At 70.6% G+C, this 14,837-nt stretch carries 16 protein-coding genes; 8 read left to right on the top strand and 8 right to left on the bottom strand.

Going from position 1 to position 14,837, the window contains the following annotated elements; genetic code table 11:
• Nucleotides 1-23: 23 nt before the first annotated feature.
• Together H976_RS0110525 and H976_RS0110520 are read right to left on the bottom strand one after the other, a co-directional pair.
• Nucleotides 24-1,214: a 4-hydroxybenzoate 3-monooxygenase gene (locus H976_RS0110525; RefSeq protein ID WP_027861510.1), complete on the bottom strand. Its 1,191-nt coding sequence runs from the start codon at nt 1,212-1,214 to the stop codon at nt 24-26.
• A 50-nt stretch (nt 1,215-1,264) separates the two neighbouring features.
• Entirely contained in the window at nt 1,265-2,041 is a 777-nt protein-coding gene (locus tag H976_RS0110520) for an IclR family transcriptional regulator (protein ID WP_027861509.1), read from the bottom strand.
• A gap of 34 nt (nt 2,042-2,075) precedes the next feature.
• Here H976_RS0110520 and H976_RS0110515 point away from each other — a divergent pair, with 34 nt between their 5' ends.
• From H976_RS0110515 to H976_RS0110480, 8 genes are all read left to right on the top strand, one after another.
• Nucleotides 2,076-2,921: a carbohydrate kinase family protein gene (locus H976_RS0110515; protein WP_027861508.1), complete on the top strand. Its 846-nt coding sequence runs from the start codon at nt 2,076-2,078 to the stop codon at nt 2,919-2,921.
• Nucleotides 2,922-2,992: 71 nt separating this feature from the next.
• A complete protein-coding gene (pcaH, locus tag H976_RS0110510; RefSeq protein WP_027861507.1) occupies nt 2,993-3,772 on the top strand; it encodes a protocatechuate 3,4-dioxygenase subunit beta in 780 nt (259 codons plus the stop codon).
• Nucleotides 3,769-4,335, top strand: a complete 567-nt coding sequence (pcaG, locus tag H976_RS0110505) for a protocatechuate 3,4-dioxygenase subunit alpha (protein WP_027861506.1) — start codon at nt 3,769-3,771, stop codon at nt 4,333-4,335. The genes pcaH and pcaG overlap by 4 nt, the downstream gene beginning before the upstream one ends.
• The gene (locus tag H976_RS0110500) at nt 4,335-5,564 is read left to right on the top strand and encodes a lyase family protein (RefSeq protein ID WP_027861505.1); all 1,230 of its coding nucleotides are present in this window, start codon (nt 4,335-4,337) and stop codon (nt 5,562-5,564) included. Before pcaG ends, H976_RS0110500 begins: the two co-directional genes overlap by 1 nt.
• Nucleotides 5,561-6,760: a 4-carboxymuconolactone decarboxylase gene (pcaC, locus tag H976_RS0110495; protein WP_027861504.1), complete on the top strand. Its 1,200-nt coding sequence runs from the start codon at nt 5,561-5,563 to the stop codon at nt 6,758-6,760. Before H976_RS0110500 ends, pcaC begins: the two co-directional genes overlap by 4 nt.
• On the top strand, nt 6,757-7,938 hold the full coding sequence (locus H976_RS0110490) for a thiolase family protein (RefSeq protein ID WP_027861503.1): 1,182 nt from the start codon (nt 6,757-6,759) through the stop codon (nt 7,936-7,938). The genes pcaC and H976_RS0110490 overlap by 4 nt, the downstream gene beginning before the upstream one ends.
• The gene (locus tag H976_RS0110485; RefSeq protein WP_036225775.1) at nt 7,935-8,606 is read left to right on the top strand and encodes a 3-oxoacid CoA-transferase subunit A; all 672 of its coding nucleotides are present in this window, start codon (nt 7,935-7,937) and stop codon (nt 8,604-8,606) included. The genes H976_RS0110490 and H976_RS0110485 overlap by 4 nt, the downstream gene beginning before the upstream one ends.
• Nucleotides 8,603-9,253 carry a 3-oxoacid CoA-transferase subunit B gene (locus H976_RS0110480; protein ID WP_027861501.1) on the top strand — a complete coding sequence of 217 codons (651 nt, stop codon included), beginning with the start codon at nt 8,603-8,605 and terminating at the stop codon, nt 9,251-9,253. Before H976_RS0110485 ends, H976_RS0110480 begins: the two co-directional genes overlap by 4 nt.
• A 13-nt stretch (nt 9,254-9,266) precedes the next feature.
• On the opposite strand, the gene H976_RS0110475 is transcribed toward H976_RS0110480, so the two are convergent.
• The 6 genes from H976_RS0110475 to H976_RS25695 form a co-directional block, all read right to left on the bottom strand.
• A complete protein-coding gene (locus H976_RS0110475) occupies nt 9,267-9,536 on the bottom strand; it encodes a hypothetical protein (RefSeq protein WP_027861500.1) in 270 nt (89 codons plus the stop codon).
• Between the two features lie 58 nt (nt 9,537-9,594).
• Complete coding sequence (locus H976_RS0110470) at nt 9,595-10,449, bottom strand: NAD(P)-dependent oxidoreductase (protein ID WP_027861499.1); 855 nt, start codon at nt 10,447-10,449, stop codon at nt 9,595-9,597.
• Between the two features lie 281 nt (nt 10,450-10,730).
• Complete coding sequence (ligD, locus tag H976_RS0110465; RefSeq protein WP_051276655.1) at nt 10,731-11,639, bottom strand: non-homologous end-joining DNA ligase; 909 nt, start codon at nt 11,637-11,639, stop codon at nt 10,731-10,733.
• A 25-nt stretch (nt 11,640-11,664) separates the two neighbouring features.
• A complete protein-coding gene (locus tag H976_RS0110460; RefSeq protein WP_036225771.1) occupies nt 11,665-12,513 on the bottom strand; it encodes an aldo/keto reductase in 849 nt (282 codons plus the stop codon).
• Nucleotides 12,514-12,546: 33 nt separating this feature from the next.
• Nucleotides 12,547-13,554, bottom strand: a complete 1,008-nt coding sequence (locus H976_RS0110455) for a sugar phosphate isomerase/epimerase (RefSeq protein WP_027861496.1) — start codon at nt 13,552-13,554, stop codon at nt 12,547-12,549.
• Between the two features lie 25 nt (nt 13,555-13,579).
• Nucleotides 13,580-14,800, bottom strand: coding sequence for a Gfo/Idh/MocA family protein (locus tag H976_RS25695; RefSeq protein WP_051276653.1), 1,221 nt, complete (start codon nt 14,798-14,800; stop codon nt 13,580-13,582).
• Nucleotides 14,801-14,837 lie beyond the last annotated feature (37 nt).

Genomic DNA, 14,837 nt, shown 5'->3' with positions numbered 1-14,837 from the left:
TGTTCGACGCCTCCGGGCGCCCACTAATCGCGGTCCGGCCACCCGGTGTAGGCCTCGGCGAGGTACGTCGACCCGGCGGTCGACGAGACCACCGACGAGAGCTCCCCCACCTGCCGGCGCAGGTCGAAGGGACTGGCCTCGGCGGGCCGGTGCAGCATCGTGGTCATCCAGTAGGAGAAGTGCTGCGCCTTCCACACCCGGTCCAGCGCCCGCTCGGTGTAGGAGTCCAGGAGCGAGCCGTCCTTCTTGCTGATCGCGCGCTCGAGCTCCTCGGCCAGCACCCGCACGTCGGCGAGCGCGAGGTTGAGCCCCTTGGCACCGGTCGGGGGCACGGTGTGGGCAGCATCGCCGGCCAGCAGCAGGTTGCCGTGGCGCATGGGCTCCTGGACGAAGCTGCGGAAGGGCAGCACGGTGCGCGAGGTGATCGGCCCCTCCTGAAGGGTGTAGCCGTTGGCGCCGACCCGCGTCTGGAGCTCTTCCCAGATCCGGTCGTCGGACCAGTCGTCGACGTCCTCGTGCGGGTCGCACTGGAAGTACATCCGCTGCAAGGTCTCGGTGCGCTGGCTGATCAAGGCGAAGCCGCGCTCGGAGTGGTTGTAGATCAGCTCGGGCGCGCTGGGGGGTGCCTCGCACAGGATGCCGAACCAGGCGAACGGGTACTCGCGGAAGAACTGGCGTCGCTGGCTCTCCGGGAAGCTGTCACGGCAGATGCTGCGGGAGCCGTCGGCACCGACGAGGTAGTCGCAGCGCACCTCCTGCCGCTCCCCCGCCGAGTCGGTGAACAGCACGCCGGGCTGGTCGCTGGTGACGTCGACGACGCCCACCTCGTTCACGTCGTAGCGCACGTCGCCACCGTCACGGTCCCGGGCGTCGGCGAGGTCGATGAAGACGTCGGTCTGCGGATAGAGCTGGACCGAGGCGCCCACCAGTGCTTCGAAGTCGATGCGGTGCCCGGCTCCGCCGAAGGCCAGGTCGATGCCCTCGTGGCGGTAGCCGTCACGCAGCACCCGGTCCGAGACGCCGGTCTCGTCGAGCAGCCGGACGCTGTCCTGCTCGAGGATCCCCGCACGGTGGGTGTGCTCTACCTCCTCGCGCGTGCGCAGCTCGACGACGACCGAGTCGATGCCGGCCCGCGCGAGCAGGTGGGACAGCATCAGTCCGGCCGGCCCACCACCGACGATGCCGACGCGGGTGCGGGTGAGGTCAGGTGGCATGGCGGGAGTATCGCGTTCCCCGGCGTGCTGTCACGACGTCCATCTTCCGTTCAGTGGAACCGATCGACCGAGGTGGCCGGGTCGACGAGGGCCCGGCCGATCCCTCGAGCGGCGACCTGCATGGCACTCACGAGGGGAGCCCGGTCCTTCTTCAGGCTCGGCACCACGATGCCGAGCGCCGCGACCACGTCGCCCCTGGCCCGGATCGGTACCCCGACCGAGCAGGCGCCGAGGCTCATCTCCTCCACCGTGGTTGCGTAGTCGTCGCGCAGGACCCGCGCGAGCTGCCGGCGCAGGGTCCCCGGCTGGTTGATGGTGTACGGCGTGATGCGGGTCAGGTTGGCGAGCACCTCCGCCTGCACCGACGCCGGCGCATGGGCGAGCAGCACCTTGCCCACGCCGGTGGCGTGCATCGGGAGCCGCGACCCGATCGTGCTGACCACCGGCACCGAGGCGTGCCCGGAGAGCCGGTCGAGGTAGAGCACCTGGAGACCGTCGCGCACCGCCAGGTGGACGGTGGCGAGGGTGGCGCCGTAGAGGTCGTGGAGGTACGGCGAGGCCAGCTGGCGCAGCCCGGTCTGCACGGGGGCGAGCAGTCCCACGTCCCACAGTCGTCGGCCCACGACGTACTCCCCCGACGCCGTGCGGCTCAGCGCTCCCCAGGCCACCAGCTCACCGACCAGCCGGTGCGCCGTCGCGACCGGCAACCCGGCACGCCCGGCCAGGTCGGAGAGCGAGAGCCTGCGATGGTCCTCGTCGAACGCCCCGACCAGCGCCAGGGCACGACTGGTCACGCTCGCCCCGGGAGTGGAGACGTTGCCGGCCATCTCCCCATCCTTCCACTGGGTAGAAGATGGAGCGATGACAGCGCACGTGTTCGTCGCGGGTCCGGCGTCGTGGAACACCCTCGTCCGCCTCGACCGGCTCCCCGAGAGCCGCCCGCACATGGTGCGCGCCACCGGCCACGACACGGCGATCGGCGGCACGTCGGCGGGCAAGGCGTTGCACCTCGCCCTCCTCGGCGAACGCGTCACCCTCCGCACCCTGGTCGGGACCGACGAGCTCGCCGACAAGATCCTGCGCAGGCTCGACCGCGACCGCATCGCGGTCGTCGCCGAGATCGCACCCGGTGCCAGCGAGCAGCACCTGAACCTGATGACGCCGACGGGCGAACGGCTGTCCATCTACCTCGACGTGCCCGAGCTCGTGGGCGAGCAGCACGCAGAGCGCACGCGGGAGGCCTTGCGCGCCTGCGACGTGGCCGTGATCGACCTGGCCGAGCACAGTCGACCGCTGCTGGCCGAGGCACGGCGGCTGGGCGTCGAGGTGTGGTGCGACCTGCACGACTACAACGGCCGCAGCGCGTTCCACCAGGAGTTCATCGACTCGGCCGACGTCTTGTTCCTCAACGACGACGGGCTCGGCGACCCCCTTCCCTTCATGACCGAGCGCGTCCGCGCAGGCACGGCCACCGTCGTGTGCACCCAGGGAGCAGCCGGTGCCCTCGCCGTGACCACCGGTGGCACCCTCCACGTGCCGGCCCCACACGTCGACGACATCGTCGACACCAACGGCGCCGGCGATGCGTTCCTCGCCGGCTTCCTGAGCTCGCGCCTCCGCGGCCGCGACCTCGCCGACTGTCTGGAGGCCGGCCACGCCCAGGCCGCCACGGCCCTGCGCGTGCCCGACCTGGCACCGGAGAGCTGAGAGACCCCCGCTTTCCGCTCAGTGAGATCCGCGGCGCGCGGCCGGTCGCTGTCCCGACGTACGGTTCGGGGGTGAAGACGACCGACTCCGACTCCGCCCAGGACAGTCAGGCGACGATCAGTGACGAGATCGCCCGGATCCAGGACGACTACCAGAGCACCGGGGTCGAGGAGACGCAGCCGCGGCTGGACTACGCGCCCTACCGGAGCAGCCTGCTGCGCCACCCGACCAAGGACCCTCACCACGCCGACCCCGAGACGATCGAGCTGTTCGCTCCCGTCTTCGGGCAACGCGACATCGGCACGCTCGAGTCCGACCTGACCGTCCAGCACCACGGCGAACCGGTCGGCGAACGCATCGTGGTCACCGGCCGCGTGGTCGACGGCGAAGGACGCCCGGTCCGTCACCAGCTGGTCGAGATCTGGCAGGCGAACGCCTCCGGCCGCTACATCCACAAGCGCGACCAGCACCCGGCTCCGATCGACCCCAACTTCACCGGGGTCGGCCGGACGTTGACCGATGGGGACGGCAGCTACGCCTTCACGACCATCAAGCCCGGCCCCTACCCGTGGAAGAACCACCACAACGCCTGGCGTCCGGCGCACATCCACTTCTCCCTGTTCGGGCAGGAGTTCACCCAGCGGATGATCACCCAGATGTACTTACCCGGCGATCCGCTGTTCGCGCTCGACCCGATCTACCAGTCGATCGTCGACCCCAAGGCGCGCGAGCGGCTGGTGGCGTCCTACGACCACGACGTTACGCAGCACGAGTGGTCGACGGGGTACAGGTGGGACATTGTCCTCACCGGCTCGCACCGCACCCCGATGGAAGAGGAGGACTCGAAATGAGCAGTCAGGCGATCCTCGCCGCGACCCCCGGCCAGACCGTCGGGCCCTTCTACGGCTACGCCCTCCCCTACCCCGGCGACAGCGAGCTGGTGCCGGCCGGTCGTGCCGGTGCCATCCGGCTGCACGGCACGGTGTACGACGGTGCGGGCCAGCCCGTCCCCGACGCCCTGATCGAGATCTGGCAGGCCGACGAGAACGGCGCCGTCTCCCGCGCCGGCGGCTCGCTACGCCGCGACGGATTCAGCTTCACCGGCTTCGGTCGGGCGGCGGTCGACCCGGAGGGGCACTACTCCTTCACCACGGTGCGCCCCGGCCCCACCGGCGACGGTGCCCCCGCGTTCTTCGCGATGACCGTCTTCGCCCGCGGGCTGCTGAACCGTTTGTTCACCCGGGTCTACCTCCCCGACCACGAGGCCGTGCTGGACGGGGACAGGTTGCTCCGGTCGGTGGCCGAGGAGCGTCGCTCCACGTTGGTGGCTGAGGCCGACGCCGACGGGTACGTCTTCGACATCCACCTCCAGGGCGACGACGAGACCGTCTTCCTGGCCTTCCCGGGGGCTTGATGGCCGACCTCTTCTGGCCCGGTGACGAACGGGCCGCGCTGGCCTTCGACCCGGGCTCGTTCCTCGAGACGATGGTCGAGGTCGAGGACGTCTGGCTGAACGTCCTGGTCGAGGCAGGTGTCGCACCGGCCGGCGCGCGAGCAGACCTGGACGGCCTGGTCTCCGGTGCCGACCTCGAGCGAGTCGCCGGTGCGGCCGAGGCGAGCGGCAATCCCGTCGTACCTCTGCTGTCGTTGCTGCGCGAACGCCTCGCCCCCACGAACGCCGAGGCCGCCACCTGGCTGCACCGCGGGCTGACCAGCCAGGACGTGCTGGACACCGCCGTGGTCCTCTGTGGACGTGCGACGACCGCCCTCGTGCTCAGCCACCTCGACCGGTCGGTGTCCGCCCTGGAACGGCTGGCCCGCCGTCACCGCGACGACGTCATGGCCGGACGCACACTGACCCAGCACGCGGTGCCGATCACCTTCGGGCTGAAGGCCGCCCACTGGCTGCAGGGCCTGCTCGACGCCCGCGACGACCTGCGGGCGCTGCGCTTCCCGGTCCAGGTCGGTGGCGCCGCCGGGACCCTGGCGGCGACGGTCGAGCTGGCCGGTGACGTGGACGCCGCGCAGTTCCTCGTGGCCGAGACCGCTCGGATCCTGCACCTCGACAACGCCTCGCCGTGGCACACCACCCGCACTCCCCTGACCAGGTACGCCGACGCGCTGGTCCACGCCACCGACGCCATGGGCCATCTCGCCAACGACGTGCTGCTGCTGGCTCGACCCGAGATCGCCGAGCTCGCCGAACCTGCCGTCGACGGGCGCGGTGGCTCCTCGACGATGCCGCAGAAGGCGAACCCGGTGCTCTCGGTGCTGATCCGTCGCGCGGCGTTCGCCGCCCCGGGACTGAACGCCCAGCTGCACCTGGCGGCCGCCGCAACCGTGGACGAGCGACCGGACGGCAGCTGGCACACCGAGTGGTCGGCGCTGGCCGCCCTCTCGCGACACACGGTGACGGCCGCGTCGCAGACCGCCGAGCTGCTGGAGGGACTGCACGTGGACACCGCCCGGATGGCGGCCCTGGTCAAGCAGCACGGCTCGGCCTTCACTGCCGAGCAGCGCAGCATCGCCGAGCTGCTCGACCGGGAGGCGACGAGCGACCCCCGGCACTACCTCGGTGCCGCAGGCGAGATCATCGACGAGGTGCTCTCGCGCACCGACGACCACGACCAGGAGGAGCAGTGAGCGTCCCGTCGATCACGGCGGTCCGGCTGACCGGCGCCGCCCACCGGGCCGAGCTGCCCCTGCTCGTCCTCGGGCCCTCACTCGGCACCTCCGCCACCACCCTGTGGGGGCGGTGCGCCCAGGAGCTCACCGACGTCTTCGACGTGGTGGCCTGGGACCTCCCGGGCCACGGACACAACCACGCGGTGCCCGAGGAACCGTTCACGATGGCCGAGCTCGCGCAGGGTGTGTTGCGCGTGGTCGACGAGATCCTCGAGCAGCGTGACCAGTACCGCGGCTCCTTCGCCTACGCCGGCGACTCCGTCGGTGGCACGGTCGGGTTGCAGCTGCTCCTCGACCAGCCCGACCGCGTCACGTCCGCCGTACTGCTGTGCACCGGGGCCAAGATCGGGGACGCCTCCAGCTGGGCCGGCCGGATCGGGCAGGTCAGCGTCTCCGGCACGTCGGTGATGGTCTCCGGCTCCGCCGAGCGCTGGTTCGGCCACGGCTTCCTCGAACGTGAGCAGGCGACCGCCTCCGCTCTGCTGCACGCCCTCCAGGACGCCGACGACCAGGGCTACATCCTGGTCTGCCAGTCGCTGGCCGAGTTCGACGTACGCGACCGGCTGGGTGAGATCGACACACCAGTCCTCGCGGTGGCCGGCAGCGACGACGTCACGACGACACCCGAGATGCTGCGCACCATCGCCGGGCAGGTGAAGGACGGCCGCTACGTCGAGCTCGACGGCGTCAGCCATCTCGCCCCGGCGGAAGCGCCGTCGGTCGTGGCCCGGTTGATCCGCCAGCACGTGCTCGGCGAGCCGGAGGTGTCCGACGAGCCGCTGTCGGCCGGCATGGCCGTACGCCGCGAGGTGCTCGGCGACGCCCACGTCGACCGGGCGACCGCCAACGCCACCGACCTGACCCGCGAGTTCCAGGAGTTCATCACGGAGTACGCCTGGGGTGGCATCTGGACCCGGCCCGGGCTCGACCGGCGCAGTCGTTCGATGATCACCCTGACCGCCCTCATCGCCCGCGGGCACCACGAAGAGCTCGCGATGCACCTGCGGGCCGCACGCACCAACGGCCTGACCAACGACGAGATCAAGGAGCTCATCCTGCAGTGCGCCATCTACTGCGGCGTGCCGGACGCGAACACCGCGTTCCGCATCGCCCAGGGCGTGCTCGACGAGCTCGACAACGAAGGAGCCTCATGAACGACGCGTTCGTCTACGACGCGGTCCGCACCCCGTTCGGCAAGTTCAACGGTGGGCTCGCCGGCGTACGCCCCGACGACCTGGCCGCGGTGGTGCTCGAAGCCGTCCGCGACCGCACCCCCGGCCTGGACCTCGAGTCGGTCGACGAGGTGATCCTCGGCAACGCCAACGGCGCCGGTGAGGAGAACCGCAACGTCGCCCGGATGGCGACCTTGCTGGCCGGTTTCCCGGTGTCGGTGCCGGGATCGACCGTCAACCGACTGTGCGGCTCCTCGCTGGACGCGGCCATGGGTGGGTCGCGGATGATCGAGACCGGCGACGCCGCGATCGTGCTGACCGGTGGCGTCGAGTCGATGACCCGGGCGCCGTGGGTGCTGCCGAAGCCGTCGCGGGCCTTCCCGGCCGGCAACCTGGAGGCCGTGTCCACGACCCTCGGGTGGCGGCTGGTCAACCCGAACATGCCGGCGGAGTGGACGGTCTCGCTCGGGGAGGCCAACGAGCAGCTGCAGGAGAAGTACGACGTGTCGCGCGAGCGCCAGGACGCCTTCGCCGTGCGCTCCCACGATCTCGCCGACCGGGCCTGGTCCGACGGCTTCTACGACGACCTGGTGGTGGCGGTGCCGGACACCGACATCCCGCGCGACGAGTCGATCCGCGCCGGGTCAAGCGTCGAGTCGCTGGCGAAGCTGAAGCCGTCCTTCCGCAAGGACGGCACCATCACCGCCGGCAACGCCTCCCCGCTCAGTGACGGCGCATCGGCCGTGCTGCTCGGCTCCGAGATGGCTGCCGACTCGCTCGACCGTGCCCCGGTCGCCCGGATCGCCGGCCGCGCCGCTCATGCCCTGGAGCCGCACCGGTTCGGCTACGCCCCGGTCGAGGCGGCCGAGAAGGCCCTGGCCCGAGCCGGCATCGGCTGGTCCGACGTCGGCGCCGTGGAGCTCAACGAGGCGTTCGCCGTGCAGTCCCTCGTCTGCGTGGACGCCTGGGGCATCGATCCCGAGATCGTGAACACGCGCGGCGGCGCGATCGCCGTCGGCCACCCGCTCGGTGCATCGGGGGGCCGCATCCTCGGCACCCTGGCCAAGGTGCTGCGTGAGGATGGCCACCGGTGGGGGGTCGCGGCCATCTGCATCGGCGTCGGCCAGGGGCTGGCGGTGGTGCTGGAGAACGTGTCGTGAGCAGCGACATCCTCGAAGGACGCGACGCCGCTGCCCGGGCCGTGGCCGACATCCCCGACGGAGCCACCGTGCTCATCGGCGGCTTCGGTCCGGCCGGACAGCCGCTGGAGCTGATCGACGCGCTGAGTCGCCACGGTGCCCGCGACCTCACCGTGGTGAACAACAACGCCGGCAACGGCGACTACGGCCTGGCCGCGCTGCTCAAGACCGGTCATGTCCGCAAGATGATCTGCTCGTTCCCGCGGCAGAGCGACTCCTGGGTCTTCGACGACCTCTACCGCTCGGGCCGGCTCGAGCTCGAGGTGGTGCCGCAGGGCAACCTGGCCGAGCGGATGCGTGCTGCTGGTGCCGGCATCGGCGGGTTCTTCACCCCGACCAGCGTCGGCACACCTCTGGCGGAGGGCAAGGAGGAGCGCACCATCGACGGCAAGGACTACGTCCTGGAGTACCCGCTCCACGGCGACTACGCCCTGGTCAAGGCGCATCGGTCCGACCGGATGGGCAACCTCGTCTACCGCAAGACCGCTCGCAACTTCGGGCCGGTGATGGCCACCGCGGCGAGTACGACGATCGCCCAGGTCAACGACGTGGTCGCGACCGGCGAGCTCGATCCGGAGGTCATCGTGACGCCGAGCATCTACGTCGACAAGGTGGTGCTGACCTCATGAGCTCTCCCCTCGAGAAGACTCCGCTGTCGAAGGATGGGATCGCCAAGCTGATCGCCGACGACATCCCGACCGGCTCGTTCGTGAACCTCGGCATCGGCCAGCCCACTCTGGTCGCCGACCACCTCGACCTCGAGCGCGGTGTCGTGCTGCACACCGAGAACGGCATGCTGGGCATGGGCCGTGCCGCCGTCGGTGACGAGATCGATCCGGACCTCATCAACGCCGGCAAGGTACCCGTCGTGGAGACCCCGGGTGCGTCGTACTTCCACCACGCCGACTCCTTCGCCATGATGCGCGGCGGCCACCTGGACGTCTGTGTGCTCGGCGCCTTCCAGGTCTCGGTCACCGGCGACCTGGCCAACTGGCACACCGGTGCCGCCGACGCGATCCCTGCCGTGGGTGGCGCGATGGACCTCGCCATGGGGGCCAAGGACACCTACGTGATGATGACGCTGTTCAGCAAGGACGGCTCCGCCAAGCTGGTGGAGAAGTGCACCTATCCGCTGACCGGAGTCGCCTGCGTGAGCCGGGTCTACACCGACCACGGCGTCTTCGAGATCACGCCCGACGGCGTACGCGCCAGGTCGACGTACGGCGCCACCCTGGACGAGCTGCGCGAGCGGACCGGGTTGGACCTGCTCGACTGAGCCGCCCGCAGGGCTACTCGTCGAGGAACCGCGGTGCGCCGACGTGTGTGGTGTCACCTTCGAAGTTGACCTGCCGGTCGCCTCCGATCACCTGCCGCACTGCTTCCCGATCAGGCGCGCCCTCGCCGTCGGTCGTGATCACCACGAACTCGGTGCCGTCGGACGACGCCTGCGCCGCAGCGACGTACCCCGCCTTGCGGAGGTCGGCGACCACCACGGCGGGGTCGACACCTCGAGGGGGTTGATAGTGCAGCGCCTCTTGGTCGTTGGCGTCTGAGCTCATCACCGACTCCTTCCGGCTCCTCCCCGGCGTACCCGCATCAGGTCCCGACATGCCTTGCTCAGTGCGCCAGGTAGGTGGCCGCCATGTCGAGGTCACCGTGTCCTGCCTCGACGCCGCGGGCGAGGTGGTCCCGGACGCCGGGGATGAGGCCGAGGTCGGTACCGGTCTCCGCGGCCGCCTCGATGATCAGGTCGACGTCCTTCAGCGCACCGGCCAGCGTGAAGGCCGGGTCGAACGTCCCGGCGAGCATGTTGGCGCCCTTGAGCTGCACGTACGGCGCGTCCATCGCCCCGCCCTTGACCGCCTCGAGGAACAGCGCGGGGTCGAGACCGAGGTCGCGCGCCAGCGTCAGCGAGTCGGCCACCCCTTCCAGCACGGTGGCGACCCAGGCGTTGGCGACGAGCTTGAGCCGCTGGCCGGCTCCGGCTTCTCCGACCCACAGGGAGCGGCTGCCGACCGCCTCGAAGACGGGTGCCAGCTTCTCCTGGACGTCGTCGGGTCCCGAGGCGAGTACGACGAGCGCGCCGTCCTCGGCCGGCTTCTTGGTGCCGAGCACCGGCGCGTCGACGTAGGTGACGCCGAGGTCGTCGGCCAGCGCCTTCAGCCGGTCGGAGGCCTCGACCCCCACGGTGCTCATCTGCAACCAGATCGCGCCGTCGGCGAGGTGGCCGCGAGCCTGCTCCATGGTCTCGGCGACACCGTCGGCGTCCCAGAGCACGGTGATGACCACGTCGGCGCCCTCGACCGCCTCAGCCACGGTGTCGCACACCGTGGCGACGTCGGCCAGCGCGTCGGCCTTCTCACGGCTGCGGTTCCAGACCCGGACCGCCATCCCGGCCTGGGCGATGTTGCGGGCCATCGGGGCACCCATGGTGCCGGTACCGAGCAGGGCGACGGTGGGGTTCTCGCTCATGCCCCGACCGTACCCAGTGGTGGTTTCGAGACGCTCGCTGGCGCTCGCTCCTCAACCACCGAGGAACGCGGATCCGCTGCCGAGCGCAGGCGCGACCACGGGATGTGCGACTCCGCGCGTCACATCCCGGCCCGGCCCAGCACGGGATGTGCAACCCCGAGCGTCACTTCCCGCCCCGGCCCAGCACCGGAAGTGCAACCCGGAGCCTCACTTCCCGCCCCGGCCCAACACGGGATATGCAACCTCGAGCGTCACTACCCGGCAGCGGCCGATAGCGCGCCTCAGGCCGTGAGCTTCCGCAGGCGCTCCTGCGCCTTGTCCAGTCCCTGGGCACGACGGCGCAGGCCCCTCCACGGGTCGTTCATCCGGCCGAGGCGGCGGCCGATGGAGCGGATCGTGTACTGGTCGGGACGCACCCGGGACAGCTCGTCCCAGCGGATGGGCGTGGAGACCGGTGCTCGCGGGCGCGCCCGGACGGCGTACGGCGGGACGGCGGTCTGCCCGTAGCCGTTGCGCTGCACGTCGACGAGCACCCGATCGCCTCGCTTGTCCTTGCGAGCCTCCAGGGTGAGCAGGTCGGGCTCACGCTCGACGAGCACCTCGGCCACGCTCCGGGCGAACCCCCGCACCTGCTCGAAGGTCCACGACCGGCGCAGCGGCACCAGCACGTGGTAGCCGCGCGAGCCGGTCGTCTTCAGGTAGGTGGTCAGGCCGAGGTCGTCGAGCAGGTCACCGACGAGGCGGGTGGCGCGTCGTACGGCCGCGAGTCCTTCGACCGATGGGTCGAGGTCGAAGACCAGCTGGTCGGGGTGCTCGAGGTCCTCGGTCGTGCTGAGCCAGGTGTGCGGGGTGATGCAGGCCTGGTTGGCGAGGTAGACGAGGCTGCGCTCGTCACCGGCGACCACCTGGTGCTGCTCACCGTCGGAGGTGCTCACCTCGACGGTGTCGACGAAGTCCGGGAAGTGGCTGGGCGCCTTCTTCTCGAAGAACGACGGGCCGCCGATGCCGTCCGGGAACCGCTGCATGTTGACCGGACGGCCCCGCAGGAAGGGCACCATCGCCGCGGCCACGTCGGCGTAGTAGCTGGCCAGGTCGAGCTTGGTCACGGCGGGCGCCGATCCCGAGGCGGGGATCAGCTCCTTGCCGGGCCGCGAGATCGCGACGCCGGCCACGGTTGGCTGGTCGCTCATGCCTCCAGACATACCGCAGGGGTGGTCACATCTCCTCGTGGGAGTCCGGGTCACCGCCGAACAGCCGTCCGTCGGGCCGGCCCAGGGCAGAGATCGCGTCGACCTCCTCCTCGGTGAGCTCGAAGCCGAAGACGTCGAGGTTCTGCCGTTGGCGCTCGGGGTCCGCCGACTTCGGGATCGGCAGCGAGCCCAGCTGGACGTGCCACCTCAGGATCACCTGACCGGGCGTCACGCCCAGCCTGGTTGCGGCCGTGGTCACCACGTCCTCCTCGAGCGGCGCGTTGCGCTTGCCCATCGGGCTCCAGGCCTCGGTGCGGATGCCGAGGCGCTCGTGCACGGCTCGCATCCCCTCCTGCGGGAAGCGCGGGTGCAGCTCGATCTGGTTGACCGCCGGAGTCACCCCGGAGTCGTCGATGACCCGGGTGAGGTGGGCCTCGGTGAAGTTCGAGACGCCGACCGACCGGACCAAACCCTCCTTCTGCAGGTCGACGAGCGCTCGCCACGCCTCGACGTACTGGTCGACGCTGGGGTTCGGCCAGTGGATGAGGTGGAGGTCGACGTACTCCAGGCCGAGCCGCTCGAGCGACCCACGGACAGAGGCGATGGCGTCGTCGTACGCATGGTGACGGCCCGGCAGCTTGCTGGCCACCTGCACGTCCTCGCGCGGGAGTCCGGAGCGGCGCAGCGCCTCGCCCACCTCGGTCTCGTTCTCGTAGTTGACCGCGGTGTCGAGGAGCCGGTAGCCGGCCTCGAGGGCACCCTGGATGGCGCTGATGCCGTCCTCGCCCTTGAGCGGATAGGTGCCGAAGCCGACCGCGGGCAGGGTGGTGCCGTCGTTGAGCGTGTACGTCGGGATGGTGGTGTGCTCAGCCATGCACCCACCCTTGCAGGTGACGGTAGGGATCGTTCAGTCGCCGGAGGAGAACGCTGCGTCGAAGGCTGCCTCGGGCTGGTCGAAGGCCAGCGATCGCACGAACTCGAGTGCCTCGGGGGCGCCCCGCAGTCGATCCATGCCGGCGTCCTCCCACTCCACCGAGATGGGCCCCTCGTAGCCGATCGTGTTGAGCATCCGGAAGCAACGCTCCCAGGGCACGTCTCCGTGGCCGGTGGAGACGAAGTCCCAGCCACGGCGCGGGTCGGCCCAGGCGAGGTGGGAGCCGAGCCGGCCGTTGCGACCGTTGCCGACCTGGAGCTTGGTGTCCTTGCAGTCGACGTGGTAGATCCGGTCGCGGAAGTCCCAGAGGAACGACACCGGGTCGAGGTCCTGCCACACGAAGTGCGACGGGTCCCAGTTCAGCCCGAAGCTCTCGCGGTGCCCGATCGCCTCGAGGGAGCGGGTCGTCGTCCAGTAGTCGTAGGCGATCTCCGAGGGGTGCACCTCGTGGGCGAAGCGCACTCCTTCCTGGTCGAAGACGTCGAGGATCGGGTTCCAGCGGTCGGCGAAGTCCTGGTAGCCGGCATCGACCATCTCCTGGGTGGCCGGCGGGAACATCGCGACGTACTTCCAGATCGCGGAGCCGGTGAACCCGACGACGGTGTCGACGCCGAGCCGGCGGGCCGCGCGGGCGGTCATCTTCATCTCCTCCGCGGCTCGACCCCGCACTCCCTCGGCATCGCCGTCGCCCCAGATGCGGCCCGACAGGATCCCGTGGTGGCGTTCGTCGATCGGGTCGTCGCAGACGGCCTGACCGGTGAGGTGGTTGGAGATCGTCCACACCTTCAGGTCGTACTTCGCGAGCACCTCCTGCTTGGCGGCCAGGTAGGCGTCGTCCTCGACCGCCTGCCAGACGTCGAGATGGTCGCCCCAGCAGGCGACCTCGAGGCCGTCGTACCCCCAGCTCGAGGCGAGTCGGCACACCTCCTCGAAGGGCAGGTCGGCCCACTGGCCGGTGAAGAGAGTGATGGGTCGCGTCATCGCGAGGTCCTTTCGGTCGTGCTGCTCAGTGTGTGCCGAGCAGCTGTTCGTCGTCTGCTGCCGTGGTCTGCCAGGAACCGGTTTCGGAGCTGCTCTCGACGGCGGCCAGCACGCGTTGCACCTGGAGGCCGTCGGCGAAGGACGGAAGCGGCTGCACCCCCTGGCCGATCGCCCTCACCAGGTCGACGACCTGATGGGTGAAGCCGTGCTCGTAGCCGAGGCCGTGGCCCGGCGGCCACCAGCTGCCGACGTAGGGGTGCTGCGGCTCGGTGACGAGGATCCGCCGGAAGCCGGCCGTCTCGGAGGGCTCCTCGGCGTCGAAGAACTGGAGGACGTTCATGTCCTCGAAGTCGAAGGCGAGGCTGCCCTTCGAGCCGTTGATCTCGACCCGGATCGCGTTCTTGCGGCCGGTCGCGAACCTGGTCGCCTCGAACACCCCGACGGCCCCGCTGCCGAAACGGGCCAGGAAGACCGCCGTGTCGTCGACCGTGACCTCGCCCAGCTCCGCGCCGGTGCCGTTCACGGCGTCGCCGCCGAGCAGCGAGCCGGATCCCGCACCCGCCACCGGGCGTTGCCCGACGAACGTCTCGAGCAGCCCGTTGACCGTGACGATGCGGTCGCCGGTGATGTACTGCGTGAGATCCACGATGTGGGCGCCGATGTCGCCCAGCGCTCCCGAGCCGGCCTTGTCCTTCTCCAGTCGCCACGTCATCGGGCTGGCCGGGTCGGTGAGCCAGTCCTGGAGGTACTGCGCGCGCACGTGCCGGACCTCACCGATCCGGCCCTCCTCCACCAGGCGTCGAGCCAGACCGATGGCCGGCGTACGACGGTAGGTGAACCCGACCATCGAACGGACGCCGTGCTGGGCCGCCCGCTCGGCAGCCGCCGCCATCGCCTCCGCCTCGGCCACCGTGTTGGCGAGCGGCTTCTCGCAGAGCACGTGCTTGCCCGCCTCGAGAGCGCTGACGGCGATGTCGACGTGGGTGTTGCCGGGGGTGCAGATGTCCACCAGGTCGATGTCGTCGCGGGCGACCAGCCGGGTCCAGTCGGTCTCGGTCGTCTCCCAGCCGAGCCGCCCGGCCGCCTCGTTCACGCGGACGGAGTCGCGCCCGCACAGGGCCAGCATCCTCGGTCGCAGCGGCAGGTCGAAGAAGTGCGGTGCGGTGCGCCAGGCCTGGGAGTGGGCAGCGCCCATGAAGGCGTACCCGACCATGCCGACGCCGAGGGCAGGGGCGTGGGAATCCATGCGAAGTCCTTCGGGGTGGGGTGGGGTGACCGGACCG

It is taken from the genome of Marmoricola sp. URHB0036, from assembly GCF_000426045.1.
Taxonomy (GTDB): Bacteria; Actinomycetota; Actinomycetes; order Propionibacteriales; family Nocardioidaceae; genus Marmoricola.
This window is presented reverse-complemented; position numbering and strand designations above follow the sequence as displayed.

Excerpts from the sequence above, each read along its gene's own strand:
- H976_RS0110525 (WP_027861510.1), bottom strand. The coding sequence starts at position 1,214 with ATGCCACCTGACCTCACCCGCACCCGCGTCGGCATCGTCGGTGGTGGG.
- H976_RS0110520 (WP_027861509.1), bottom strand. The coding sequence starts at position 2,041 with ATGGCCGGCAACGTCTCCACTCCCGGGGCGAGCGTGACCAGTCGTGCC.
- H976_RS0110515 (WP_027861508.1), top strand. The coding sequence starts at position 2,076 with ATGACAGCGCACGTGTTCGTCGCGGGTCCGGCGTCGTGGAACACCCTC.
- pcaG (WP_027861506.1), top strand. The coding sequence starts at position 3,769 with ATGAGCAGTCAGGCGATCCTCGCCGCGACCCCCGGCCAGACCGTCGGG.
- H976_RS0110500 (WP_027861505.1), top strand. The coding sequence starts at position 4,335 with ATGGCCGACCTCTTCTGGCCCGGTGACGAACGGGCCGCGCTGGCCTTC.
- H976_RS0110490 (WP_027861503.1), top strand. The coding sequence starts at position 6,757 with ATGAACGACGCGTTCGTCTACGACGCGGTCCGCACCCCGTTCGGCAAG.
- H976_RS0110480 (WP_027861501.1), top strand. The coding sequence starts at position 8,603 with ATGAGCTCTCCCCTCGAGAAGACTCCGCTGTCGAAGGATGGGATCGCC.
- H976_RS0110475 (WP_027861500.1), bottom strand. The coding sequence starts at position 9,536 with ATGAGCTCAGACGCCAACGACCAAGAGGCGCTGCACTATCAACCCCCT.
- H976_RS0110470 (WP_027861499.1), bottom strand. The coding sequence starts at position 10,449 with ATGAGCGAGAACCCCACCGTCGCCCTGCTCGGTACCGGCACCATGGGT.
- ligD (WP_051276655.1), bottom strand. The coding sequence starts at position 11,639 with ATGAGCGACCAGCCAACCGTGGCCGGCGTCGCGATCTCGCGGCCCGGC.
- H976_RS0110460 (WP_036225771.1), bottom strand. The coding sequence starts at position 12,513 with ATGGCTGAGCACACCACCATCCCGACGTACACGCTCAACGACGGCACC.
- H976_RS0110455 (WP_027861496.1), bottom strand. The coding sequence starts at position 13,554 with ATGACGCGACCCATCACTCTCTTCACCGGCCAGTGGGCCGACCTGCCC.
- H976_RS25695 (WP_051276653.1), bottom strand. The coding sequence starts at position 14,800 with ATGGATTCCCACGCCCCTGCCCTCGGCGTCGGCATGGTCGGGTACGCC.